Source organism: Pseudomonas sp. IT-232MI5 (genome assembly GCF_949767845.1).
Taxonomy (GTDB): domain Bacteria; phylum Pseudomonadota; class Gammaproteobacteria; order Pseudomonadales; family Pseudomonadaceae; genus Aquipseudomonas.
In genome coordinates, this window is sequence record NZ_CATKQE010000001.1 from 149,347 (window position 1) to 170,501 (window position 21,155).

Sequence of the window (21,155 nt, forward strand, 5' to 3'; positions counted from 1 at the left end):
CATGAGTTCTGCCTCGCTTATAAAGACCCCGCCCGAGAAGGTGACGGTCAACGGTTGGGTGTTTTACACCTCTACCGCGCTGATTCTTTTGTTGACCGCCATTCTGATTATCGCCCCGCAAGAGGCCGGCAGACTGTTGGGTATCGCTCAGGCCTGGTTGTCGCGCAGCTTCGGCTGGTACTACATGGTGGTCATCGCCGCCTACCTGGTGTTTGTGGTGGGCCTGGCGTTTTCCTCGTACGGCAAACTCAAACTGGGCAGCAAGGACGACACCCCGGATTTCAGTTACGGCGCCTGGGCGGGGATGCTGTTCTCGTCGGGTATCGGTATTTCGCTGTTGTATTTCGGCGCATCCGAGCCACTGGATCACTACTTCAATCCGCCGGAAGGCGCATCGGCCAGCAACATGGCCGCGCGTCAGGCTGTACAGCTGACTTTCTTGCACTGGGGCCTGCACGGCTGGGCGATCTACGCACTGGTTGGTCTGGCCGTAGCGTACTTTGCTTACCGGCATAACCAGCCGCTGGCCCTGCGTTCGGCGCTGTATCCGCTGGTCGGCGAGCGTTGGGTCAAGGGTGCGGCCGGTCACGCGGTGGACGGCTTCGGCATGTTCGTGACCCTGCTGGGTCTGGTGACGAACCTGGGGATTGGTTCGCTGCAAGTGTCGTCGGGGCTGGAAAACCTGTTCGGCATGGAACACAGCAACACCAACCTGTTGATCGTGATCATCGTGATGAGCACCGTGGCGACCATCGCTGCCGTGTCCGGCGTGGAAAACGGCATCCGTCGTCTGTCCAACCTGAACATCGTGCTGTTCAGTGGTCTGCTGATTTTCGTATTGCTGTTCGGCCCGACCCTGCACCTGCTCAACGGCTTCGTGCAGAACATCGGTGACTACCTCAATGGCATCGTGCTGAAAACCTTCGACCTTTATGTGTACGAGGGCGATAACGCCAAGTCCGAGCGCTGGATGGGCCTGTGGACGCTGTTCTACTGGGCGTGGTGGATTTCCTGGGCGCCATTCGTTGGCATGTTCATCGCGCGTATTTCCCGTGGTCGTACCGTGCGTGAGCTGGTGGCTGGCGTGCTGTTGATTCCGCTGGGCTTTACCCTGGCCTGGCTGTCGATCTTCGGTAACTCGGCGCTGGACCTGGTGATGAACCATGGCGCGGTGGAGCTGGGCAAGACGGCCCTGGAACAGCCGTCGATGGCGATTTATCAATTGCTTGAGCACTACCCGGCGTCGAAAGTCGTCATCGGTGTGTCGATCTTTGTTGGTTTCGTACTGTTCCTGACCCCGGCCGACTCTGGCGCGGTGATGATGGCGAATCTGTCCTGCAAGGGCGGCAACGTCGATGAAGATGCGCCGCACTGGCTGCGGATCTTCTGGTCGGTGGTGATCACCCTGGTGACCATCGGTCTGCTGTTTGCCGGTAACTTCGAAGCCATGCAAACCATGGTCGTGTTGGCTGGCCTGCCGTTCTCGGTGGTGCTGGTGTTCTTCATGTTCGGCCTGCACAAGGCGATGCGTCAGGACGTGCAGATCGAACAGGAGCAAGCGCAACTGGCGGAGCGCGGTCGTCGTGGTTTCAGCGAGCGTCTGACGCAACTGGACCTGCAACCGAGCCAATCGGTGGTGCAGCGTTTCATGGACAAGCAGGTCAGCCCGGCGCTGGAAGATGCCACCGCGCAGATGCGTGCGCAGGGGCTGGAAGTGCAGACGCTGTTGGGTAAATCCAAGCGTTGCATGGGCGTGCGCGTCGAGATGGAAGAGGGCAACCCTTTCGTTTACGAAGTGAGCCTGGACGGCTATCTGGCGACCCCGACTGAATCGGCGCAGTCCGATGAAGCGCGTCAGCGTTACTACCGCGCGGAGGTGTATCTGCACAACGGCAGCCAGGATTACGACCTGATGGGCTTCACGCAGGATCAGATCACGCGGGATGTGCTCGATCAGTTTGAAAGCCATCGGCAGCTCCTTGGCCGGGTGTACAGCTAAACCGCTAAAACAAAAGGGGCTCGATTGAGCCCCTTTTGCGTGATCGTTCCCACGCTCCGCGTGGGAACGCATCAATGGACGCTCCGCGTCCGCTGTTGTGGGACTCGGAGCGTCCCGGGCTGCATTCCCACGCAGAGCGTGGGAACGATCAGGGATCGCTCACCGCGATCCCTTTTTTTATCCCTCCTTAACCGAGGTTCTTGCCCAGCAACGCGTGATACAACTCGCTGTCGCCCAGGATCCCCACCACATGATTGTCATCGTGCAGCACCAGCTTGTTGCCGGTCTGATAACGAATCTGCAGCGCATCACGCATACCGATGTTCGAGTCCACCAGTGTCGGCTTGCGCTCCAGGCCTTCCACCGCTTGCCCCGGTGCCCAGTTCTGCAGGTTCAGCACCGAACCATTTTGCCGTGCGCCTTTGATGGTGTTGCCTTCGGCCAGGTCCAGCCACGAATCGCCACCCGGATCCAGGCACACCGAACCATTGATGCGTTTGCACTTGTCCAGCGTGCGCATCAGGCTGCGACCGCAGAGCACATTGAGCGGATTGGTGTGTGCGACGAAGGTACGCACATAGTCGTCCGCCGGGTTCAGCACGATCTCTTCCGGCACGCTGTACTGGATGATCCGGCCGTCTTTCATGATCGCGATGCGGCTACCGAGTTTCAGCGCCTCGTCGAGGTCGTGACTCACGAACACGATGGTCTTGCTCAGCTTGCGTTGCAGTTCCAGCAGTTCATCCTGCAGACCCTGACGGATCAGCGGGTCGAGCGCCGAGAACGGTTCGTCCATCAGCAGAATATCGGCGTCCATCGCCAGTGCCCGCGCCAGACCGACACGTTGCTGCATGCCGCCGGAGAGTTCGTCCGGCTTCTTGTTGCGCCATTGGGTCAGGCCGACCAGTTCGAGTTTTTCATCGACGAGTTTCTTGCGTTCTTTCTCCGGACGACCCTGCATTTCCAGACCGAAACTGATGTTCTCGCGCACCGTCAGCCACGGCATCAGGGCGAACTTCTGGAACACCATGGCGATGCGTTTGGTGCGCATCATTTTCAGCTCGGCCGGGGTGCAAGAGGCGATGTCGATCTGGCGGTTTTCATGCTCGACGAACAGCTTGCCGCGGCTCACGGTGTTGAGGCCGTTGATGCAGCGCAGCAGGCTCGACTTGCCGGAACCCGACAAGCCCATCAGCACGCAGATTTCGCCTTTGTTGATGTCCAGCGAGGCTTTTTCCACGCCGACGATCTGGCCGGTCTTCTTCAGGATCTCGTTGCGGGTCATGCCCTGATCGAGCAGCTTGAGTGCCTCGCGTGGATCTTTGGAGAAGATTACGTCGACGTCTTCGAAGCGAATTATGCTCATGCGTCACCCCCTACTTTGGCGTCGGGTTGTTTGCAGATACGGTCGAGCATGATCGCCAGCAGTACGATCGCCAGGCCCGCTTCGAAGCCCAGGGCGATATCAGCAGTGTTCAGTGCGTTGACCACCGGTTTGCCGAGTCCGTCGGCGCCTACCAGTGCCGCGATCACCACCATCGACAACGACAGCATGATGCACTGGGTGATGCCGGCTGCGATGCTCGGCATGGCGTGAGGCAGTTCGATCCGTGAGAGCAGTTGACGACGCGAGCAGCCAAAGGCCTTGCCGGCGTCCATCAGTTCTTGCGGGACATCGCGGATGCCCAGGTAGGTCAGGCGGATCGGCGCAGCGATGGCGAACACCACCGTGGAGATCAGGCCTGGCACCACACCCAGCCCGAAGAGGGTCAGGGTAGGAATGAGGTAAACGAAGGTCGGTACGGTCTGCATCAGATCGAGTACCGGACGCATGACCGTGTAGAACATCGGTTTGTGCGCGGCGACGATGCCCAGCGGCACGCCGATGACCACGCAGACCAGGGTCGCGAACATGACCTGGGCGAGGGTTTCCATGGTCTCCTGCCAGTACCCCAGATTGAGGATCAGCAGGAAGGAGGCGATGACGAACGCGGTCAGGCCCCATTTACGCTGAATGAAGTGAGCGAGTAGTGCGATCAGGCCAATCAAGACCAGTGGGTTGAACCAGGTCAGCGCAAACGTCACGCCGTGGATCATCGTTTCCAGGGTCACGGCGATTGCGTCGAAGGTGTTGGCGCCGTGTTGCGTCAACCATTCAACGAAGCCCGCGATGTACTGGCCTAAAGGTATTTTCTGATCAATCAGCATGGTAGTGAACGTCCGCATGCAAGGAAATAAACAGCCCGGGCGGGCGAACCCGCCCGGCATAAGCGATTACTGAAGCTTGGCTTTCACGGCCTCCAGGCCAGGTTTACCGTCAATGGTGGTCACGCCAGCGAGCCAGGTATCGAGCACTTGTGGATTCTTTTTCAGCCAGGCCTTGGCGGCCGCGTCAGGCTTCATCTTGTCGTCGAGAATGTTGCCCATCAGTTCGCTTTCCATGTCGACGGTGAACTCCAGGTTCTTCAGCAACTGACCAACATTGCTGCATTCCTCGGCGTAACCCTTGCGGGTGTTGGTCGCCACGGTTGCAGCACCGAAATCGGGGCCGAAGAAATCATCGCCACCGGTCAGGTATTGAATCTTGAAGCGTTTGTTCATCGGGTGCGGCGCCCAGCCGAGGAAGACCACCGCTGTGTCGCGTTTTTGCGCGCGATCCACCTGCGAGAGCATGCCCGCTTCCGATGATTCGACGACTTTGAAACCGGCGGTCTTCAGGCCGAAGGCGTCCTTGTCGATCATGCTCTGGATCAGACGGTTGCCGTCGTTGCCAGGCTCGATGCCGTAGATCTTGCCGTCGAGCTCTTTCTTGAATTTGGCGATGTCGGCGAAGTCATGCAGACCTTTGTCATACAGGGCTTGCGGCACGGCGAGGGTGTATTTGGCGCCCTTGAGGTTGGTGCGCACGGTTTCCACGGTGCCCGCGTCGCGGTAGGCCTTGATGTCGTTTTCCATGGTCGGCATCCAGTTGCCGAGGAACACGTCCATGTTCTTGCCGTCGGCCAGCGACTTGTAGGTCACGGGCACGGAGATCATGGTGGTCTTGGTTTTGTAGCCGAGGGCGTTGAGCACAACAGAGGTGGTAGCGGTGGTGGCGGTAATGTCGGTCCAGCCGACATCAGAGAAGTTAACGGTACTGCACTGTGCCGGTTCTGCAGCTTGCGCCAGTAACGGCAGACTCAGCATGGCGGCCAACAACAACGACGGGGAACCTTTCATGGATGGACTCCTTGGTGTTTTTTTTGGCAGTGTTCCGACTGTGGACCACCGCACTTATAGGTTGCGGTTGGATGGCGTTCTGGAGACAGCTCTACCACGGCGCCTTGCAATCGAGTCATAACGATCATGTACCAGTGAAAATCTGACGCCTACAGGGGGGGTCGTATCCAGTACAGGGATGGTCGCATCCAGTGTCAGTGACGTCGCTTACAGCTTTTTTCAGCCCCGAATGGCCATCTGAACCGTACAAAAACGGCGAAAAACCGGGGCGAAAACGGCGCGGCGCTGGTGGACATGAGTGCGTCGGTGTCAGACGCCGTGCGTCCGGACAAAAGCCTGATGATGCGGGCATTCCGGCGGATCGCAGCTTGAGCGTAGCAGCTCCGCCAGCGGGCGCTTTTGCGTCCCGGACCGGCATCCTCAGGAGCTCTGCAGCAATGGCTATCAGTGTTTTCGACCTGTTCAAAATCGGCATCGGCCCTTCCAGTTCCCACACCGTCGGACCCATGCGCGCCGCGGCGTTGTTCGTCGAGTCGCTACGGGACAAGCACCAACTGGAACAGGTGCGCCGTATAGAAGTGCAATTGTTCGGGTCGCTGTCTGCTACCGGTATCGGTCACGGCAGCGACAACGCGGTGATCATGGGCTTGATGGGCGAGTGGCCGGACGCAATCGACCCGTCGCAGATCGGCCCGCGCATTCAGGCGCTGCGCGAAACTCATACCCTTCTATTGGATGGTCGTTTGTCGGTGCCGTTTGTCTGGGCGCGGGACATGCGCCTGAACGACGAAAACCTGCCGTTCCACCCCAATGCCATGACGATTGTGGCCGAGGGCGATCACGGCGAACTGCATCGCGACACCTACTATTCGGTGGGCGGTGGTTTTGTCGTCGATCAAGCGCAGGCGTCCAGCGGCGTCGTTGATCTGGATCGCACTGAATTGCCTTATGACTTTTCCAGCGCGGTCGAGTTGCTGGAGTTGTGCAAGCGGAACAATCTTCGCGTCGCTGAATTGATGATGGCCAACGAAAAAGTCTGGCGCAGCGAGGAAGAAATCCGCGCCGGGCTGATGAAGCTGTGGCGGGCGATGCAGGATTGCGTCGAGCAGGGTTTGAAACACGAAGGCATCCTGCCCGGCGGATTGAATGTGCGTCGGCGCGCGGCGAAGTTGCATCGCAGTCTTCAGGAGTTGGGCAAACCCAATGTGATCGGCTCGACGCTGAGCGCGATGGAGTGGGTCAATCTGTTTGCGTTGGCTGTTAATGAAGAAAACGCGGCCGGCGGGCGCATGGTCACGGCGCCGACCAATGGCGCTGCGGGAATCATTCCGGCGGTGCTGCACTACTTTATGAAGTTCAGCGAAGCGGTGACGGACGCCAACGTGGTCGACTACTTCCTCGGTGCGGCGGCGGTGGGGATTCTGTGCAAGAAGAATGCTTCGATCTCGGGCGCTGAGGTGGGCTGTCAGGGCGAAGTCGGGTCTGCCTGCGCGATGGCGGCGGCGGGGCTGGCGGAGATTCTTGGCGCTACGCCGGAGCAATTGTGCAACGCGGCGGAGATTGGCCTGGAACATAACCTTGGGCTGACCTGCGATCCGGTCGGTGGCCTGGTGCAAGTACCGTGCATCGAGCGCAATGCGATCGCCGCCGTGAAGGCGATCAACGCGGCGCAGATGGCTTTGCGGGGGGATGGTCAGCATTTTATTTCGCTGGACCGGGTGATCCGCACCATGCGTGATACCGGCGCCGACATGCATGACAAATATAAAGAGACATCGCGTGGTGGGTTGGCGGTCAGCGCGGTTGAGTGCTGAGACCGCGTTGCCCCAATCGCGAGCAGGCTCACTCCTACAGGGGAACGCATTCCAATTGTAGGAGTGAGCCTGCTCGCGATAGCGTCAGACCAGTCAAAACTGCTCACCAAGTGAACACGGACAATAAATCACGCCACCTTTTAGCGCGTCGCAAACAGATAAGAGTCTTTCCCACCTGTTACATACGATCCGCGCCCTGACCGTCCGTCACCCGTGCTTGCGGTGACACTCCCCCCAAACCGCGCGCAGGCCAGTTCCCACAAGTGCTACCGATTTGCTCACACGCTGCGGGGCAGGGCTTTCAGCCACGCTGATGGCACTTCGAAATACCTTTTGTCGGACGTCTCGTATAGACACGTCGCGACGTCGTTTTCAGGAGTTATTGAACGGCCATCCAATTTTAGGCATGGCAATTGCTCTGTCATAACAAAGCCCGTCTCCCACGCGAGAACGCTGGCAATAACAAGAGCCTCCGCCTGAGGCCATCACCCGCTTTGTGTGAGGAGATACCGCGATGACGTCGTTCAACTCCGGGGCCCAACCCCAGAACCGTGCGCCTCAATCCATCGGCTTTCTGCTGCTGGACAATTTCACGCTGATTTCTCTGGCCTCCGCAGTAGAACCTCTACGCATGGCCAACCAATTGTCCGGTCGCGAGCTGTATCGCTGGAGCACTCTCACCGTCGATGGCGGCCAGGTGTGGGCCAGTGACGGTCTGCAAATCACGCCAGACGCCTCCATGCACAAAGCCCCGCCACTGGACACTGTGATTGTCTGCGGCGGCATCGGCATTCAACGCACCGTTACCCGTGAACACGTTTCCTGGCTGCAAAGCCAGGCGCGTCAGTCCAAGCGTCTCGGCGCCGTGTGCACCGGCAGTTGGGCCCTGGCCTGCGCCGGGTTGCTCGACGGTTTCGATTGCAGCGTGCACTGGGAATGTCTGGCGGCGATGCAGGAAGCTTTCCCGCGCGTGGCCATGAGCACGCGTTTGTTTACCCTCGACCGTAATCGTTTCACCAGCTCCGGTGGCACCGCGCCGCTGGACATGATGCTGCACCTGATCAGCCGCGATCACGGCCGTGAACTGTCCGCCGCGATCTCGGAGATGTTCGTCTACGAACGTATCCGCAACGAACAGGATCACCAGCGTGTGCCGCTCAAGCACATGCTCGGCACCAACCAGCCGAAGCTGCAGGAAATCGTCGCGCTGATGGAAGCCAACCTCGAAGAGCCGATCGACCTGGATGAGCTGGCGGTGTACGTCGCGGTGTCGCGTCGACAGCTGGAGCGGTTGTTCCAGAAATACCTGCACTGCTCGCCGTCGCGCTATTACTTGAAGCTGCGTCTGATCCGCGCCCGGCAATTGCTCAAGCAAACGCCGATGTCGATCATCGAAGTGGCGTCAGTGTGTGGTTTCGTCTCGACGCCGCACTTCTCCAAGTGCTATCGCGAATACTTCGGCATTCCGCCGCGTGACGAGCGCGTAGGTTCCAACACCACTCAACAAGTGGCGATGTTGCCGCTGCCGCAGGCCATCGTGATGTCGCCGCTGTCGGGGCCGATGTCGGCGTTGAGTCAGGCGCGTAATGAATCGACGTTTGCCAGCGTAAGGCTGTAAGGCAAAAGATCGCAGCCTGCGGCAGCTCCTACAGGGATATGCGTTCCAATGTAGGAGCTGCCGAAGGCTGCGATCTTTTGATCTGCTGTCAGGCGCTATGGCTTTGCTGGTAGTCCGCCAATGCCGGCAACAACTGCTTGTCGATCGCCTGCCGCACCGCCGGCTGGATGCTGGCGCCGCTGGTGTACATGTCCTTGACCATCTTGCGCAGTTCAAACGCGCGCACATTATCCAGACCGCGCACCGCGCACTCGCAGGCCTGATCGGCGGTCGTGCCACTGGGTACTTGAATACCCAACGCCTTGAGCTGGCCCAACAAATCTTCCTGATCGATCAAATCGGCATACATCATGACGCGCATCCTTCTTCAATAACGGAGGTCGTGGCTCGATTCTGGTAGCCACGCCGGGGCACGGCAAGGGCGTTTTGTCGCAGTGGCTGCGACGGCTATGAACAGGTCGTTTTCGGCTAACTTGCCGCTCAAGGGAGTGGGCACACTGAACTCAGCTTGCAACACGAAGGTTTGGTCACCCTCGCACGGCAGCTCCTCAACAGTAGCTTGAGCCCCGATCCAGTCACGGCTGGTATCGGGGCTTTTTTTGCCTGCTGAAAAGCAAAGATCGCAGCCTTCGGCAGCTCCTGCATTGGAATGCATTTCCCTGTAGGAGCTGCCGAAGGCTGCGATCTTTTTATGGTCTAGCGCTGCAACACCAGAATCCGCGACAACAACTCATCCCGGTCGATATAGCAACCCTGAAAATGCCGTGCCCCGGTCGCCGGGTCAAACGCATTGCGCGCATGCAGGGTGCGGCGGTTATCGAAGCACCAAAGCTCACCGGGATTGAGCCTTTGCATGAGCCGAAACCGTGGCTCACGGGTCATCGCAATAAATCGCCGATAAGCCCGATACAGCACCGGCATCTGCTCCACCGACGTATCAAACGCGCCGCGCAGAAAGTTCGCCATACGAATCTCCGTCACGCGTCCCAAGGCATCCAACGCAATGATCGGCGCCAGGCAGCGATAGTCGCTGTGGCGGTCCTTATTGCGAAACTCCACCGGGATTTCACACAAGGCCCGAAACGACGCCGGGTCTTCACTGCGCAACGCATCGGCAATCGCAAAGCCATCGACAAAAATACTCTCGCCACCCTCGGCGGCGTTTACCAGGCAATGCAGAAATTGCAGCCCCGGTTGCAGCTCGCGAGTTGGCAGATCCGTGTGCAAGGGCAGGTTGAAAGCGGTGTAGGCATTGCTGTCGGCATCGGCTTTGGATTGCACGTTGAACAGCACGCCGAAGTTGCTCTCGCGGATGAATGAAATGCGCTGCGCGATGAGTTTCAGCGAGCCGGGTTCAGTGGGCACGCCGCGCACCTGCGTCAGGCCAATGTCGCGAATGGCGATCATCCATTGCAGCAGGGTGGCGTTGTCGTTCATCAGTGCCGAATAGTCGAACACCGGCAACTGCAAATCGCTGTGCCACAGGTAAGACTTGGGTTTGCCCGCCAGACGTTCGGCGCGGGAATCATCGTCGTAGGCGTGTGCGCGTAACCAACCGGGATCGAAGCGGCTGAGGTGGCCGTCCTGCCAGTCAATGCGCAGGCAGCCGTCAGTATCGATATGCGCGGCGACAGGCTTGAGGTCTTCAGCGGCGTCGACAATCTCGAACACCTGTTCGCGGGTGACGTTGTAGACGCACTTCGGGCACGGGCAATTGTCCCGCAACCAGACATGGTGAAACGGGCTGACGCGACCGTCAGCCCAGGCGATGGCAACGCGATCCGCCAGGGTCTGCACGCCGCTTAGCGCGCTGATCAACGGATAAGTACGGAAATCGGCAACAGCGGCAGCGGTGTTCATAGCGGCTCCTTGCGATTGATGGATTTACCTTGCAGGTGGCAGCGCGATGACGCGGCCGATGTAAGCGGGAGCGGGCAAGTCTTTCTGCTCGGCGATGATGTCTTGCAGGCGGTTCAAGGTGTCCGGGCTGAACAGCGCCGAGCGCGGGCCGGCGAGGTCGACGTGCAGCAGCATCTGTTCGTTGCCGGCCAGCTCTTGCGCATCACCGACCTTGTGCAGGCTGTGATAGAGGTGCAGACGTTTGCTGTCGTGACCGATGATTTGCGTGTGCACTTCGACCTCGGTGTCGAGCTTCACTTCGTGCAGATAATTGAGGTGCAGTTCGAGGGTGAACAGCGAGTGGCCGCTGGCTTCGCGGTGGTTGCTGTCCATGCCGAGGCGGTCCATCAGGGCGTCGGTGGCGTAGCTGAAAATCAGCAAGTAGAAGGCGTCGCGCAGGTGGCCGTTGTAGTCGACCCAGTCGAGGATGACTTTGGTTTGGTAGGTGGTGAGGTGGGGCATGGTTTGGGTTCCGGCAGTTGGCGGGTCGTTAAGATCAAGAGCTACCCCCTCACCCCAGCCCTCTCCGCCAAGGGGGGCGAGGGGGAAAGGGAGCAGATCTTCAAGTCTTTCAAGTCTTGAGTTCGACTCAGTAGTGCAAATCGGCGTAGCTCGCAAAAACACCACGGTCAGTTCCCTCTCCCCCCGGGAGAGGGCTAGGGTGAGGGCAGCGATGTCATGCCAGACACATCACTCGCTGAAACTCATCCCATGCTTCTCCTTGGTGCTCTTCACCGCCTCCAGCACCGCCAGCAAGCAATCATCACGATAGCGCTCCAGCGCCGAAATGCTGTGACGACCGAGCTGATCACTGGTGCCATCGACCACATCATCAATCAACTTGTCAGTCAGCTCCGGCGCCGGCAGATACGTCCACGGCAACTGCAACGCCGGGCCGAATTGCGACATGAAGTGGCGCATGCCTGCGTCACCCCCAGCCAGCGTGTAAGTGAGGAACGTACCCATGAACGACCAGCGCAACCCGGCGCCAAAACGGATCGCATCATCGATCTCGCCAGTGGTCGCGACACCGTCGTTAACCAAGTGCAATGCCTCACGCCACAGCGCTTCGAGCAAGCGGTCGGCGATAAAACCGGGCACTTCCTTGCGTACGTGCAACGGGCGCATGCCGAGGGACTCATAAACCTTCATGGCCGCCTGCACAGCTTCCGGCGCGGTGTTCTTGCCACCGACCACTTCCACCAGCGGCAACAGATAAACCGGGTTGAACGGGTGGCCGACCACGCAGCGTTCCGGATGCGTCGAACTCTCATAGAACTCGCTCGGTAACAAGCCCGAAGTGCTTGAGCCGATCAACGCATTCGGCTTGGCTGCCGCACTGATTTTGCTGTGCAGATCAAGTTTCAGCTCCAGACGTTCCGGGGCGCTTTCCTGAATGAAGTCGGCATCGCGCACGCATTCTTCGATGGTCGCGACGAAGCGCAGACGATCCTGCGAAGCGCCCGGCGCCAGACCGTTTTTCTCCAGCGCGCCCCAGGCATTGGCCACGCGTTTGCGCAGTGCCGCTTCGGCGCCCGGTGCCGGGTCCCAGGCCACCACGTCGAGGCCATGGGCGAGGGCACGGGCTACCCAGCCGCTGCCGATGACACCGCTGCCCAGCGCGGCGAAGGTTTTGATTTCGGTGATAAAGCTCATAGGAATTTTCCCGTGGAAGGTAATCCCTGTAGGAGCTGCCGAAGGCTGCGATCTTTTGATCTTGATCTTGAGAAACAAAATCAAAAGATCGCAGCCTTCGGCAGCTCCTACAGGTGAAATTTGGGGGGCAGTCAGAGCCCCGTTTTTTGAGCTGAGGGTCAACCGCGCTGGGTCAGGCCCATCTTTTTGCGGCCCTCTGCCGGGGTCAGCACGCGCGCGCCGAGGCGGCTGAGGATTTCTGTGGCGCGCTCGACCAGTTGGCCATTGGTCGCCAGCACACCCTTGTCCAGCCACAGGTTGTCTTCCAGCCCGACCCGCACGTTGCCGCCGAGCAGCACCGCTTGCGCCGCCATTGGCATCTGCATCCGGCCAATCCCGAACCCGGCCCACACCGCATCCGCCGGCAAGTTATCGACCATGGCTTTCATGGTGGTGGTGTCCGCCGGGGCGCCCCACGGAATGCCCAGGCATAACTGGAACAGCGGGTTATCGAGCAAACCTTCCTTGATCATCTGCTTGGCGAACCACAGGTGACCGGTGTCGAAAATTTCCAGCTCGGCTTTCACGCCCAGCTCGGTGATGCGCTTGGCGCCGGCGCGCAATTGCGCCGGGGTCGAGACGTAAATGGTGTCGCCATCGCCGAAGTTCAGCGTGCCGCAATCGAGGGTGCAGATTTCCGGCAGCAACTCTTCAACGTGGGCGAGACGGGTCAGCGGGCCGACCAGATCGGTGTTCGGGCCAAACTCCATCGGGTTCTCGCCGGCGCCGATCTCCAGATCGCCGCCCATGCCGGCGGTGAGGTTGACGATGATGTCGACGTCGGCCTCGCGAATGCGCTCCATCACTTCGCGGTACAGCGCCACGTCACGGCTGAACTTGCCGTTCTGCGGATCGCGCACATGGCAGTGCACAACCGTGGCGCCAGCCTTGGCCGCTTCCACAGCCGCCGCAGCGATCTGTTTCGGGGTGACCGGCACGTGGGGGCTCTTGGCGGTCGTGTCGCCAGCACCGGTGAGTGCGCAGGTGATGATGACGTCGTGGTTCATGGTGCGGTTTCCTTCAGGCGTGATGGGTCTGTCCGCAGCCCTGTTCGGGGCTGCGAAGCGTGGTTCATTTGCCTCTCCCATCTGGGAGAGCGGGTTTTTCAATAGAGGGTTATTTGCTGGTCAGCTGGAGGTTTTCAGCGGCCGGTTTGCCATCGAACGTGGTCACACCCTCAAGCCAGCGCTGCTTGTCTTCGGGGTGATCCTTGAGCCATTGCTTGGCCGATTCGAAAGCATCCTTGTGATCGAGCAGCGGCTGCATCATCCGGCTCTCGTCCTCGGCGGTGAACGTCAGGTTGGTCAGCAGGCGACCGATGTTCGGGCACTGCTCGGCGTATTTCGGCGCGGTGACGGTCCACACGGTGGCCATGCCTTCGTTCGGGCCGAGGGCGCCGTCGCTGCCGGTCAGATAGGTCATATTGACGTTGACGTTCATCGGGTGCGGCGCCCAGCCGAAGAACACCACGGCCTCTTTGCGGCGCACGGCGCGGTCGACGGCAGCGAGCATCCCGGCTTCGCTGGATTCGACCAACTGGAACTTGCCGAGACCGAACTGGTTCTTGGCGATCATTGCCTTGATCTGGGTGTTGGCGCCGGAACCGGGTTCGATGCCGTAGATCTTGCCGCCCAGTTCTTTTTCGAACTTGGCGATGTCGGCGAAGGTTTTCAGGCCTTTGTCCGCCAGGTAAGTCGGCACCGCGAGGGTGGCGCGGGCGTCTTTCAGGCTCGGCGCTTCGAGGACTTTGACCTGATTGGCGTCGACGAACGGGGTAATGGTCTGCGTCATCAACGGGTTCCAGTAACCGAGGAACAGGTCCAGGCGCTGATCGCGGATCCCGGCGAAGATGATTTGCTGGGACGCGCTGGTCTGTTTGGTGTTGTAGCCGAGGCCGTCGAGCAGGACCTGGGTCATGGCACTGGTGGCGATCACGTCGGTCCAGTTGACCACGCCCATGCGCACGTTCTGGCACGAGGCGGGTTCGGCCGCCATGACGCTGGCGCTCAAGAAAGCGGTACCGCTGAGTGCAAGAACACAGCTGCTGATCAGTCGTTTCATGTCGGGTTCCTCGGCAGGTCGTTTATTGTGGTTCCCGGCGTCTGACGCGCCGGTGATGCAAAGTTACGCAGCTATGCCCCCGTAAAAGCGCACTGCGGCGACTGGCATTTGCACTGTAGCGACCTGTGCGCTTGAACGCCGACGACAATCGGCGTATCAACGAGCCACGCTACCCGCCGACCGAGGGCGCACATGTCCCAGGATTTCTATTTCTTGCTGATGCCGGGGTTCTCCGCCATTGGCTTTATCTCTGCAATTGAACCGCTGCGCGTGGCCAACCGTTTTCGTGGCGAGTTGTATCGCTGGCATGTGCTCAGCGCCGACGGCGGGGCGGTGCTGGCGAGCAATGGCATGTCGGTCAACGCCGACGCGGCGCTTGAACCGCTGAAGAAAGGCGCGACGCTGCTGGTGGTGGCCGGGTTTGAACCGCTGAAGTTCGCCACGCCAATCCTTGAACACTGGTTGCGGCGGCTGGACAACGAAGGCGTGACCCTCGGCGCCATCGACACCGGCAGCTTCGTCCTTGCTGAGGCGGGCCTGCTTGATGGCCATCGCCTGACCCTGCACTGGGAAGCCATCGATGCCTTCAAGGAATCTTATCCACAACTCAGCGTGACCCAGGAGCTGTTCGAGATCGACCGCCGGCGAATCACCTCGGCCGGCGGTACGGCTTCTATCGATCTAATGCTCGATCTGATCGCCCAGGCCCATGGGCCGCAACTGGCGATTCAGGTCAGCGAGCAGTTTGTGCTGGGGCGCATTCGTCCACGCAAAGACCACCAGCGCATGGAAGTCGCCACGCGTTACGGCATCAATAACAAGAAACTGGTGCAAGTGATCGGCGAGATGGAGCAGCACAGCGAACCGCCGCTGACTACGCTGCAATTGGCGGAATCGATCAAGGTGACGCGGCGGCAACTGGAGCGCTTGTTTCGGTTGCATTTGAACGATACGCCGAGCAATTTCTATCTGCGTCTGCGCCTGGAAAAAGCCCGCCAGTTACTGCGCCAGACCGACATGAGCGTGCTGGAAGTGAGCATCGCCTGCGGCTTCGAGTCCCCGTCCTACTTCACCCGCAGTTACCGCGCCCGCTTCGCCCGCTGCCCTCGCGAAGACCGGCGTACCGCCCAGGCCTGAATGGATGCACCCAAAACCAATGTGGGAGCGAGCCTGCTCGCGAAGACGGCGTGTCAGTCAATACAGGATTGACTGATCCACCGCTTTCGCGAGCAGGCTCGCTCCCACATTTGGATCTTCATTGTCTGAAAAAACGCTTACTTCTTCACCAACGCCGAACACGCCGCCTTATAGGCCTCATGCTGATACTTGTTCAATGTCCCCGGCAGTTCAAAATTGTGCTTCTTCGCCTGCGCATTGATCGTCTGCGGCGACAACAACGTCACCTCACAGCCATCGAGCAACTGCAAAATCCCTTCAATCTTGAATGTCGTCGGCCCACCGGCAAATTCACCCTTCTTGCTGCGCTTCTTGATCGCAATCCGGTCAACCGAATTCTCCCGCACAAACGACGCCACTTGCGCCGCGAACAGCTTCACGTTGGCCGCCTCGTCATCGTCTTCAAGGGCGATTTTCTTGGTGGCAAGGGGGACGTGGCTCAGGGTCGAACCGTCGAGAGCGGCCACGGCGATGATCGCTTCGCTGCCTTTGATTTCGATGCCGCAGATGTTCATGGGGAATTCCTTGAAGTGAAGGGGGCAGCTTACAGCTCAAGCTGATTGGCGGTGATGCCGAACGCCGACGCAATTTTCTCGCGTGTCGCTTTACGTGGCTTGGACACCGTTTCCTGTTGAGCAAACGCCGGTTGCGAAATACCCATGCGTTTGGCGACTTCTGCCTGAGTCAGGTTGAGGTGTTCGCGCCAGGCACGGATCGGTGTTGCCCCATCGACCATCCGGCTGACGACCTCATGGGGAATCAGGTCGGGCTGCATTTTTTGCGCAACGTACTGCGCGTAGGGAATGACGACGAAGGCGGGGTTGCCCTCGGCGTCGTTGATGATTTGGATGTCAGTAGGTGCGTTCATCGCGTTTCTTGACCTCTTGAATACTGACCACTTTGATTGCGCCATCCCAGTCGAACATGACTCGATAATTACCGACACGCAGGCGGTAGGAGTAGTCATGGCCAATCAGTGCTTTGACATTGCCCACATCAGGCATGTCGGCAAGCGCCGTAACGGCATCTCGAACCTGTACCTGATGCACAGAGTGCAATTTCAAGAGTTGCTTAACGGCCTTTCGTGTCCAGTGGATGCTGTTCATGGAAGAATATAAGTCTTTTATAAGATTCGCGAATCTTTGCTTATATTTTTAAGGTGGCCAATCAAGAACAGTTGTCAGGATATTGCGTGAAGCGCCCGTAGATCGGGGCTTTCACGCAATAGGTGTAGGCGAAGTCGGCATGTGCCGTAAGAAGAGATTCACGAGGCAATTGCAGAAAGCAGTGCCAATTTTCCTTCAAATTTTGAGGACTATTCCTGCCCAATCGACTCCAAAAACTCCGACCGTTCATCACTCATCCGCGCCACGCAGTCATTCTGCGCAATCGTGAACGCCTTGCTCCCCGCCGTCGCCGGGAACGCTTCCACCGCGCAATCCGCATCCCGCGTCTTCAGCCACTGCTGCTGGGCGGTTTTGAGTTTGGCGGTGATATCCGCCAGTTGCGTCGCGTTTTTGCCGTACGCGGTCTGCATGCGTTCGGTCAGGCTGGCGTAGTTGTCCTTGAGCAGGTCTTCGGCGGTGCTGCGGCTGTAGGTCGAGCATTCCAGGGTCTGGACGTCGTTTTCGACGGCGTCGCACGGGTTGTTGTCGGACTCTTCGGCGGCGTGTACGCCGGTCGCAATCAAAGCCAAAGCCAGGAAGATCGATTTCATTGTTGTCGCCGCTCTAATCCAGTGGTGTTTCGAAGATGCCGGAGATTCTGGCTCAAGCTTGCGGGCTTGAACAGGTAGCTGATCGGAGCGTCTGGCGACCCTTTGTCGCGGATTGACGCTTTCGGCAATTCCCCTGTCGTTTTTGCACCCGGTCGCCCCGGCACCGAGGCATATGCTGGCCCCAAAGCGCCGGCAGACGATTCGGCGCATGAATCGCCAATAAGGGGACGCCTGATGAGCCCAGCCGAATTACACGCCGACAGCATCGTTATCGACGGTCTGATCATTGCCAAATGGAACCGCGAGCTGTTCGAAGACATGCGCAAGGGCGGTCTGACGGCAGCCAACTGCACTGTGTCGGTGTGGGAAGGCTTTCAGGCGACCGTGAACAATATTGCTGCCAGCCAGAAGCTGATCCGCGACAACAGCGACCTGGTCATGCCGGTGCGCACCACCGCCGACATCCGCCGCGCCAAAGAGCAAGGCAAGACCGGCATCCTCTTCGGCTTCCAGAATGCTCACGCGTTTGAAGACCAGATCGGCTATGTCGAAGTGTTCAAGCAGCTCGGCGTCGGCATCGTGCAGATGTGCTACAACACCCAGAACCTGGTCGGCACCGGTTGCTACGAGCGTGACGGCGGCCTCTCGGGCTTCGGTCGCGAAATCGTGGCTGAAATGAACCGTGTTGGCGTCATGTGCGACCTGTCCCACGTCGGTTCCAAGACTTCCGAAGAAGTCATCCTCGAATCGAAAAAACCGGTTTGCTATTCCCACTGCCTGCCGTCGGGTCTCAAAGAGCACCCGCGCAACAAGTCCGATGAGGAACTCAAGTTCATCGCTGATCACGGCGGTTTCGTCGGCGTGACCATGTTCGCGCCGTTCCTCGCCAAGGGCATCGATTCGACCATCGACGATTACGCCGAAGCGATCGAATACGTGATGAACATCGTCGGCGAAGACGCCATCGGCATTGGCACCGACTTCACCCAGGGCCACGGTCAGGACTTCTTTGAATACCTGACCCACGACAAGGGTTACGCCCGCCGTCTGACCAGTTTCGGCAAGATCATCAACCCGCTGGGCATCCGCACCGTCGGCGAGTTCCCGAACCTGACCGAAACCCTGCTCAAGCGCGGCCATTCCGAGCGCGTGGTACGCAAGATCATGGGCGAGAACTGGGTCAACGTCCTCAAAGACGTCTGGGGCGAGTAACGCTTTCTCAAGACCGCCGCCGATCTGCTCCCTCTCCCTCTGGGAGAGGGCTGGGGTGAGGGCCGCGGCCAACACTGAATCTAAAATTTTCTGGAGTTAAGTTTCCATGGCCAAGATCGCCCCGCAATTGCCAATCGAAGTCGACAGCGAGACCGGTGTCTGGACCTCCGACGCCCTGCCTATGCTCTACGTACCGCGGCACTTCTTCGTCAACAACCACATGGGCATCGAAGAGGTTCTGGGCGCTGACGCCTATGCCGAAATCCTCTACAAGGCCGGCTACAAATCCGCCTGGCACTGGTGCGAGAAGGAAGCTGAATGCCACGGCCTGGAAGGCGTTGCGGTGTTCGAGCACTACATGAAGCGTCTGTCGCAACGCGGCTGGGGCCTGTTCAAGATCCAGGACATCGACCTCGACAAAGGCACCGCCAGCGTCAAGCTCGAACACTCGGCGTTCGTCTACGTCTACGGCAAGGTCGGGCGCAAGGTCGACTACATGTTCACCGGTTGGTTTGCTGGGGCCATGGACCAGATTCTGCAAGCACGCGGCAGCAGCATCCGCACCGTCGCCGAGCAAGTCTACGGTGGCTCCGAAGAAGGCCACGACGACGGCCTGTTCACCGTCAAGCCGTTGTAAGTCGAGGAACCCGCCATGGCTTTCGAAGCAATGTTCCAGCCGATCCAGATCGGCAAACTGACCATCCGCAACCGCGTGCTCAGCACCGCGCACGCCGAGGTCTACGCGACTGACGGTGGCATGACCACCGAGCGCTACGTCAAATATTACGAAGAGAAAGCCAAGGGCGGCATCGGCCTGGCGATCTGTGGCGGTTCCTCCGTAGTCGCCATCGACAGCCCGCAGCAGTGGTGGAGTTCGGTCAACCTGTCGACCGACCGCATCATCCCGCACTTCCAGAATCTGGCCGACGCCATGCACAAGCACGGCGCCAAGATCATGATTCAGATTACCCACATGGGCCGGCGCTCGCGCTGGGACGGTTTCCACTGGCCGACCCTGATGTCGCCGTCGGGCATCCGTGAACCGGTGCACCGCGCCACGTGCAAAACCATCGAGCCGGAAGAAATCTGGCGGGTCATCGGCAACTACGCCCAGGCCGCGCGCCGGGCCAAGGCCGGTGGTCTTGACGGCGTTGAACTGTCGGCGGTGCACCAGCACATGATCGACCAGTTCTGGAGCCCGCGCGTCAACAAGCGTACCGACGAATGGGGCGGCACCTTCGAAGGCCGGATGAAGTTCGGCCTGGAAGTGCTGAAAGCCGTGCGCGCCGAGGTCGGTGACGACTTCTGCGTGGGCATGCGCATCTGCGGTGACGAGTTCCACCCAGACGGCTTGTCCCACGAAGACATGAAGCAGATCGCCAAGTATTACGACGACACCGGCATGCTCGATTTCATCGGCGTCGTCGGCTCGGGTTGTGACACCCACAACACCTTGGCCAACGTGATTCCGAACATGAGTTATCCACCGGAGCCGTTCTTGCATCTGGCCGCCGGGATCAAGGAAGTGGTCAAAGTGCCGGTGCTGCACGCACAGAACATCAAGGACCCGAACCAGGCCACGCGGATTCTTGAGGGCGGTTACGTCGACATGGTCGGCATGACCCGCGCGCACATCGCTGACCCGCACCTGATCGCCAAGATCAAGATGGGTCAGATCGACCAGATCAAACAGTGCGTCGGCGCCAACTATTGCATCGACCGCCAGTATCAAGGCCTCGACGTGTTGTGCATCCAGAACGCCGCAACGTCCCGTGAGTACATGGGCGTGCCGCACATCATCGAGAAATCCACCGGGCCGAAACGCAAGGTTGTGATCGTCGGTGCCGGCCCGGCCGGGATGGAAGCGGCCCGCGTTGCCGCCGAGCGTGGCCACGACGTGACCCTGTTCGAGAAGAAGGAATTCATCGGCGGGCAGATCACCACCGCATCGAAAGCGCCGCAGCGCGACCAGATCGCTGGCATCACCCGCTGGTTCCAGCTGGAATTGGCGCGGCTGAAAGTCGATCTGCGTCTGGGCACGGCGGCCGACGCAGACACCATCATGGACCTGCGTCCGGACGTAGTGGTGCTGGCGGTCGGCGGGCATCCGTATCTGGAACAGAACGAGCACTGGGGCGCCGCCGAAGGGCTGGTGGTCAGCAGTTGGGACGTGCTCGACGGCAAGGTTGCGCCGGGCAAGAACGTGCTGGTCTACGACACCATTTGCGAGTTCACCGGGATGTCGGTCGCCGACTTCCTCGCCGACAAGGGCAGCCAGGTCGAGATCGTCACCGACGACATCAAACCGGGCGTGGCCATCGGTGGTACGTCGTTCCCGACCTACTACCGCAGCATGTACCCGAAAGAAGTGATCATGACCGGCGACATGATGCTGGAGAAGGTCTACCGCGAAGGCGACAAACTGGTCGCGGTGCTGGAGAACGAATACACCGGCGCCAAAGAGGAGCGGGTGGTCGATCAGGTGGTGGTGGAAAACGGCGTGCGTCCGGATGAGGAGATCTACTACGCGCTCAAAGAGGGTTCGCGCAACAAGGGCCAGATCGACGTCGAGGCGTTGTTCGCGATCCAGCCACAACCTTCGCTGAGCGAGGCGGGCGACGGCTACTTGTTGTTCCGCATCGGCGACTGCGTGGCGCAGCGCAACACCCACGCCGCCATTTATGACGCTCTGCGGCTCTGCAAGGATTTCTAAGGGCTAGTGAACCGATCGTTCCCACGCTCTGC

Annotated in this window: 20 protein-coding genes; 7 read left to right on the top strand and 13 right to left on the bottom strand. The window is 59.7% G+C overall.

Annotated features, from left to right (window positions below):
* Position 1 precedes the first annotated feature (1 nt).
* Complete coding sequence (betT, locus tag ACM6JQ_RS00715) at positions 2 to 1,999, top strand: choline BCCT transporter BetT (protein ID WP_008085768.1); 1,998 nt, start codon at positions 2 to 4, stop codon at positions 1,997 to 1,999.
* A 187-nt stretch (positions 2,000 to 2,186) separates the two neighbouring features.
* Here the strand turns inward: betT and choV are convergent, their stop codons facing one another.
* From choV to ACM6JQ_RS00730, 3 genes are all read right to left on the bottom strand, one after another.
* The gene (gene choV / locus ACM6JQ_RS00720) at positions 2,187 to 3,365 is read right to left on the bottom strand and encodes a choline ABC transporter ATP-binding protein (RefSeq protein WP_007918297.1); all 1,179 of its coding nucleotides are present in this window, start codon (positions 3,363 to 3,365) and stop codon (positions 2,187 to 2,189) included.
* Complete coding sequence (choW, locus tag ACM6JQ_RS00725) at positions 3,362 to 4,207, bottom strand: choline ABC transporter permease subunit (RefSeq protein ID WP_007918299.1); 846 nt, start codon at positions 4,205 to 4,207, stop codon at positions 3,362 to 3,364. Before choW ends, choV begins: the two co-directional genes overlap by 4 nt.
* A 66-nt stretch (positions 4,208 to 4,273) precedes the next feature.
* Entirely contained in the window at positions 4,274 to 5,218 is a 945-nt protein-coding gene (locus ACM6JQ_RS00730; RefSeq protein ID WP_007918300.1) for a choline ABC transporter substrate-binding protein, read from the bottom strand.
* Between the two features lie 437 nt (positions 5,219 to 5,655).
* Here ACM6JQ_RS00730 and ACM6JQ_RS00735 point away from each other — a divergent pair, with 437 nt between their 5' ends.
* Both ACM6JQ_RS00735 and ACM6JQ_RS00740 read left to right on the top strand, forming a co-directional pair.
* Complete coding sequence (locus ACM6JQ_RS00735) at positions 5,656 to 7,032, top strand: L-serine ammonia-lyase (RefSeq protein WP_414893078.1); 1,377 nt, start codon at positions 5,656 to 5,658, stop codon at positions 7,030 to 7,032.
* Between the two features lie 514 nt (positions 7,033 to 7,546).
* Positions 7,547 to 8,650, top strand: coding sequence for a GlxA family transcriptional regulator (locus ACM6JQ_RS00740; protein ID WP_007949927.1), 1,104 nt, complete (start codon positions 7,547 to 7,549; stop codon positions 8,648 to 8,650).
* Positions 8,651 to 8,738: 88 nt separating this feature from the next.
* Here the strand turns inward: ACM6JQ_RS00740 and ACM6JQ_RS00745 are convergent, their stop codons facing one another.
* The 6 genes from ACM6JQ_RS00745 to choX all read right to left on the bottom strand — a co-directional run bounded on the left by ACM6JQ_RS00745 (position 8,739) and on the right by choX (position 14,305).
* Complete coding sequence (locus tag ACM6JQ_RS00745; protein ID WP_016983943.1) at positions 8,739 to 9,002, bottom strand: hypothetical protein; 264 nt, start codon at positions 9,000 to 9,002, stop codon at positions 8,739 to 8,741.
* A 344-nt stretch (positions 9,003 to 9,346) separates the two neighbouring features.
* Positions 9,347 to 10,510, bottom strand: coding sequence for a gamma-butyrobetaine dioxygenase (locus tag ACM6JQ_RS00750; protein WP_414893079.1), 1,164 nt, complete (start codon positions 10,508 to 10,510; stop codon positions 9,347 to 9,349).
* A gap of 24 nt (positions 10,511 to 10,534) precedes the next feature.
* On the bottom strand, positions 10,535 to 11,011 hold the full coding sequence (locus ACM6JQ_RS00755; protein ID WP_095112756.1) for a thioesterase family protein: 477 nt from the start codon (positions 11,009 to 11,011) through the stop codon (positions 10,535 to 10,537).
* Positions 11,012 to 11,239: 228 nt separating this feature from the next.
* Entirely contained in the window at positions 11,240 to 12,205 is a 966-nt protein-coding gene (locus ACM6JQ_RS00760; RefSeq protein WP_095112755.1) for an L-carnitine dehydrogenase, read from the bottom strand.
* A 158-nt stretch (positions 12,206 to 12,363) separates the two neighbouring features.
* Positions 12,364 to 13,251 (bottom strand): 3-keto-5-aminohexanoate cleavage protein, encoded by an 888-nt coding sequence (locus tag ACM6JQ_RS00765; RefSeq protein ID WP_414893080.1) that lies wholly within the window; start codon positions 13,249 to 13,251, stop codon positions 12,364 to 12,366.
* 109 nt (positions 13,252 to 13,360) lie between these two features.
* On the bottom strand, positions 13,361 to 14,305 hold the full coding sequence (gene choX / locus ACM6JQ_RS00770; protein ID WP_414893081.1) for a choline ABC transporter substrate-binding protein: 945 nt from the start codon (positions 14,303 to 14,305) through the stop codon (positions 13,361 to 13,363).
* A gap of 192 nt (positions 14,306 to 14,497) precedes the next feature.
* Between choX and ACM6JQ_RS00775 the strand changes: the two genes are divergently transcribed.
* Positions 14,498 to 15,442, top strand: a complete 945-nt coding sequence (locus ACM6JQ_RS00775; protein ID WP_007911268.1) for a GlxA family transcriptional regulator — start codon at positions 14,498 to 14,500, stop codon at positions 15,440 to 15,442.
* 137 nt (positions 15,443 to 15,579) lie between these two features.
* On the opposite strand, the gene ACM6JQ_RS00780 is transcribed toward ACM6JQ_RS00775, so the two are convergent.
* The 4 genes from ACM6JQ_RS00780 to ACM6JQ_RS00795 form a co-directional block, all read right to left on the bottom strand.
* The gene (locus ACM6JQ_RS00780) at positions 15,580 to 15,996 is read right to left on the bottom strand and encodes a DUF3010 family protein (protein ID WP_150729892.1); all 417 of its coding nucleotides are present in this window, start codon (positions 15,994 to 15,996) and stop codon (positions 15,580 to 15,582) included.
* Positions 15,997 to 16,025: 29 nt separating this feature from the next.
* Positions 16,026 to 16,349, bottom strand: a complete 324-nt coding sequence (locus ACM6JQ_RS00785; RefSeq protein WP_414893082.1) for a helix-turn-helix domain-containing protein — start codon at positions 16,347 to 16,349, stop codon at positions 16,026 to 16,028.
* On the bottom strand, positions 16,333 to 16,587 hold the full coding sequence (locus ACM6JQ_RS00790; RefSeq protein WP_007911254.1) for a type II toxin-antitoxin system RelE family toxin: 255 nt from the start codon (positions 16,585 to 16,587) through the stop codon (positions 16,333 to 16,335). The genes ACM6JQ_RS00785 and ACM6JQ_RS00790 overlap by 17 nt, the downstream gene beginning before the upstream one ends.
* Before the next feature lie 209 nt (positions 16,588 to 16,796).
* Complete coding sequence (locus tag ACM6JQ_RS00795; RefSeq protein WP_007911252.1) at positions 16,797 to 17,198, bottom strand: lysozyme inhibitor LprI family protein; 402 nt, start codon at positions 17,196 to 17,198, stop codon at positions 16,797 to 16,799.
* A 234-nt stretch (positions 17,199 to 17,432) separates the two neighbouring features.
* On the opposite strand from ACM6JQ_RS00795, the gene ACM6JQ_RS00800 reads away from it, so the two are divergent.
* The 3 genes from ACM6JQ_RS00800 to dgcA all read left to right on the top strand — a co-directional run bounded on the left by ACM6JQ_RS00800 (position 17,433) and on the right by dgcA (position 21,123).
* Complete coding sequence (locus tag ACM6JQ_RS00800) at positions 17,433 to 18,410, top strand: dipeptidase (RefSeq protein ID WP_095112751.1); 978 nt, start codon at positions 17,433 to 17,435, stop codon at positions 18,408 to 18,410.
* Positions 18,411 to 18,516: 106 nt separating this feature from the next.
* The gene (locus ACM6JQ_RS00805) at positions 18,517 to 19,047 is read left to right on the top strand and encodes a DUF5943 domain-containing protein (RefSeq protein ID WP_007907543.1); all 531 of its coding nucleotides are present in this window, start codon (positions 18,517 to 18,519) and stop codon (positions 19,045 to 19,047) included.
* A gap of 15 nt (positions 19,048 to 19,062) precedes the next feature.
* The gene (gene dgcA, locus ACM6JQ_RS00810) at positions 19,063 to 21,123 is read left to right on the top strand and encodes a dimethylglycine demethylation protein DgcA (protein WP_007911244.1); all 2,061 of its coding nucleotides are present in this window, start codon (positions 19,063 to 19,065) and stop codon (positions 21,121 to 21,123) included.
* The last annotated feature ends 32 nt before the right edge of the window (positions 21,124 to 21,155 follow it).

What these genes read in the sequence shown, in the direction of transcription:
- betT (WP_008085768.1), top strand. Translation starts at nt 2, where the DNA reads ATGAGTTCTGCCTCGCTTATAAAGACCCCGCCCGAGAAGGTGACGGTC.
- choV (WP_007918297.1), bottom strand. Translation starts at nt 3,365, where the DNA reads ATGAGCATAATTCGCTTCGAAGACGTCGACGTAATCTTCTCCAAAGAT.
- choW (WP_007918299.1), bottom strand. Translation starts at nt 4,207, where the DNA reads ATGCTGATTGATCAGAAAATACCTTTAGGCCAGTACATCGCGGGCTTC.
- ACM6JQ_RS00730 (WP_007918300.1), bottom strand. Translation starts at nt 5,218, where the DNA reads ATGAAAGGTTCCCCGTCGTTGTTGTTGGCCGCCATGCTGAGTCTGCCG.
- ACM6JQ_RS00735 (WP_414893078.1), top strand. Translation starts at nt 5,656, where the DNA reads ATGGCTATCAGTGTTTTCGACCTGTTCAAAATCGGCATCGGCCCTTCC.
- ACM6JQ_RS00740 (WP_007949927.1), top strand. Translation starts at nt 7,547, where the DNA reads ATGACGTCGTTCAACTCCGGGGCCCAACCCCAGAACCGTGCGCCTCAA.
- ACM6JQ_RS00745 (WP_016983943.1), bottom strand. Translation starts at nt 9,002, where the DNA reads ATGATGTATGCCGATTTGATCGATCAGGAAGATTTGTTGGGCCAGCTC.
- ACM6JQ_RS00750 (WP_414893079.1), bottom strand. Translation starts at nt 10,510, where the DNA reads ATGAACACCGCTGCCGCTGTTGCCGATTTCCGTACTTATCCGTTGATC.
- ACM6JQ_RS00755 (WP_095112756.1), bottom strand. Translation starts at nt 11,011, where the DNA reads ATGCCCCACCTCACCACCTACCAAACCAAAGTCATCCTCGACTGGGTC.
- ACM6JQ_RS00760 (WP_095112755.1), bottom strand. Translation starts at nt 12,205, where the DNA reads ATGAGCTTTATCACCGAAATCAAAACCTTCGCCGCGCTGGGCAGCGGT.
- ACM6JQ_RS00765 (WP_414893080.1), bottom strand. Translation starts at nt 13,251, where the DNA reads ATGAACCACGACGTCATCATCACCTGCGCACTCACCGGTGCTGGCGAC.
- choX (WP_414893081.1), bottom strand. Translation starts at nt 14,305, where the DNA reads ATGAAACGACTGATCAGCAGCTGTGTTCTTGCACTCAGCGGTACCGCT.
- ACM6JQ_RS00775 (WP_007911268.1), top strand. Translation starts at nt 14,498, where the DNA reads ATGTCCCAGGATTTCTATTTCTTGCTGATGCCGGGGTTCTCCGCCATT.
- ACM6JQ_RS00780 (WP_150729892.1), bottom strand. Translation starts at nt 15,996, where the DNA reads ATGAACATCTGCGGCATCGAAATCAAAGGCAGCGAAGCGATCATCGCC.
- ACM6JQ_RS00785 (WP_414893082.1), bottom strand. Translation starts at nt 16,349, where the DNA reads ATGAACGCACCTACTGACATCCAAATCATCAACGACGCCGAGGGCAAC.
- ACM6JQ_RS00790 (WP_007911254.1), bottom strand. Translation starts at nt 16,587, where the DNA reads ATGAACAGCATCCACTGGACACGAAAGGCCGTTAAGCAACTCTTGAAA.
- ACM6JQ_RS00795 (WP_007911252.1), bottom strand. Translation starts at nt 17,198, where the DNA reads ATGAAATCGATCTTCCTGGCTTTGGCTTTGATTGCGACCGGCGTACAC.
- ACM6JQ_RS00800 (WP_095112751.1), top strand. Translation starts at nt 17,433, where the DNA reads ATGAGCCCAGCCGAATTACACGCCGACAGCATCGTTATCGACGGTCTG.
- ACM6JQ_RS00805 (WP_007907543.1), top strand. Translation starts at nt 18,517, where the DNA reads ATGGCCAAGATCGCCCCGCAATTGCCAATCGAAGTCGACAGCGAGACC.
- dgcA (WP_007911244.1), top strand. Translation starts at nt 19,063, where the DNA reads ATGGCTTTCGAAGCAATGTTCCAGCCGATCCAGATCGGCAAACTGACC.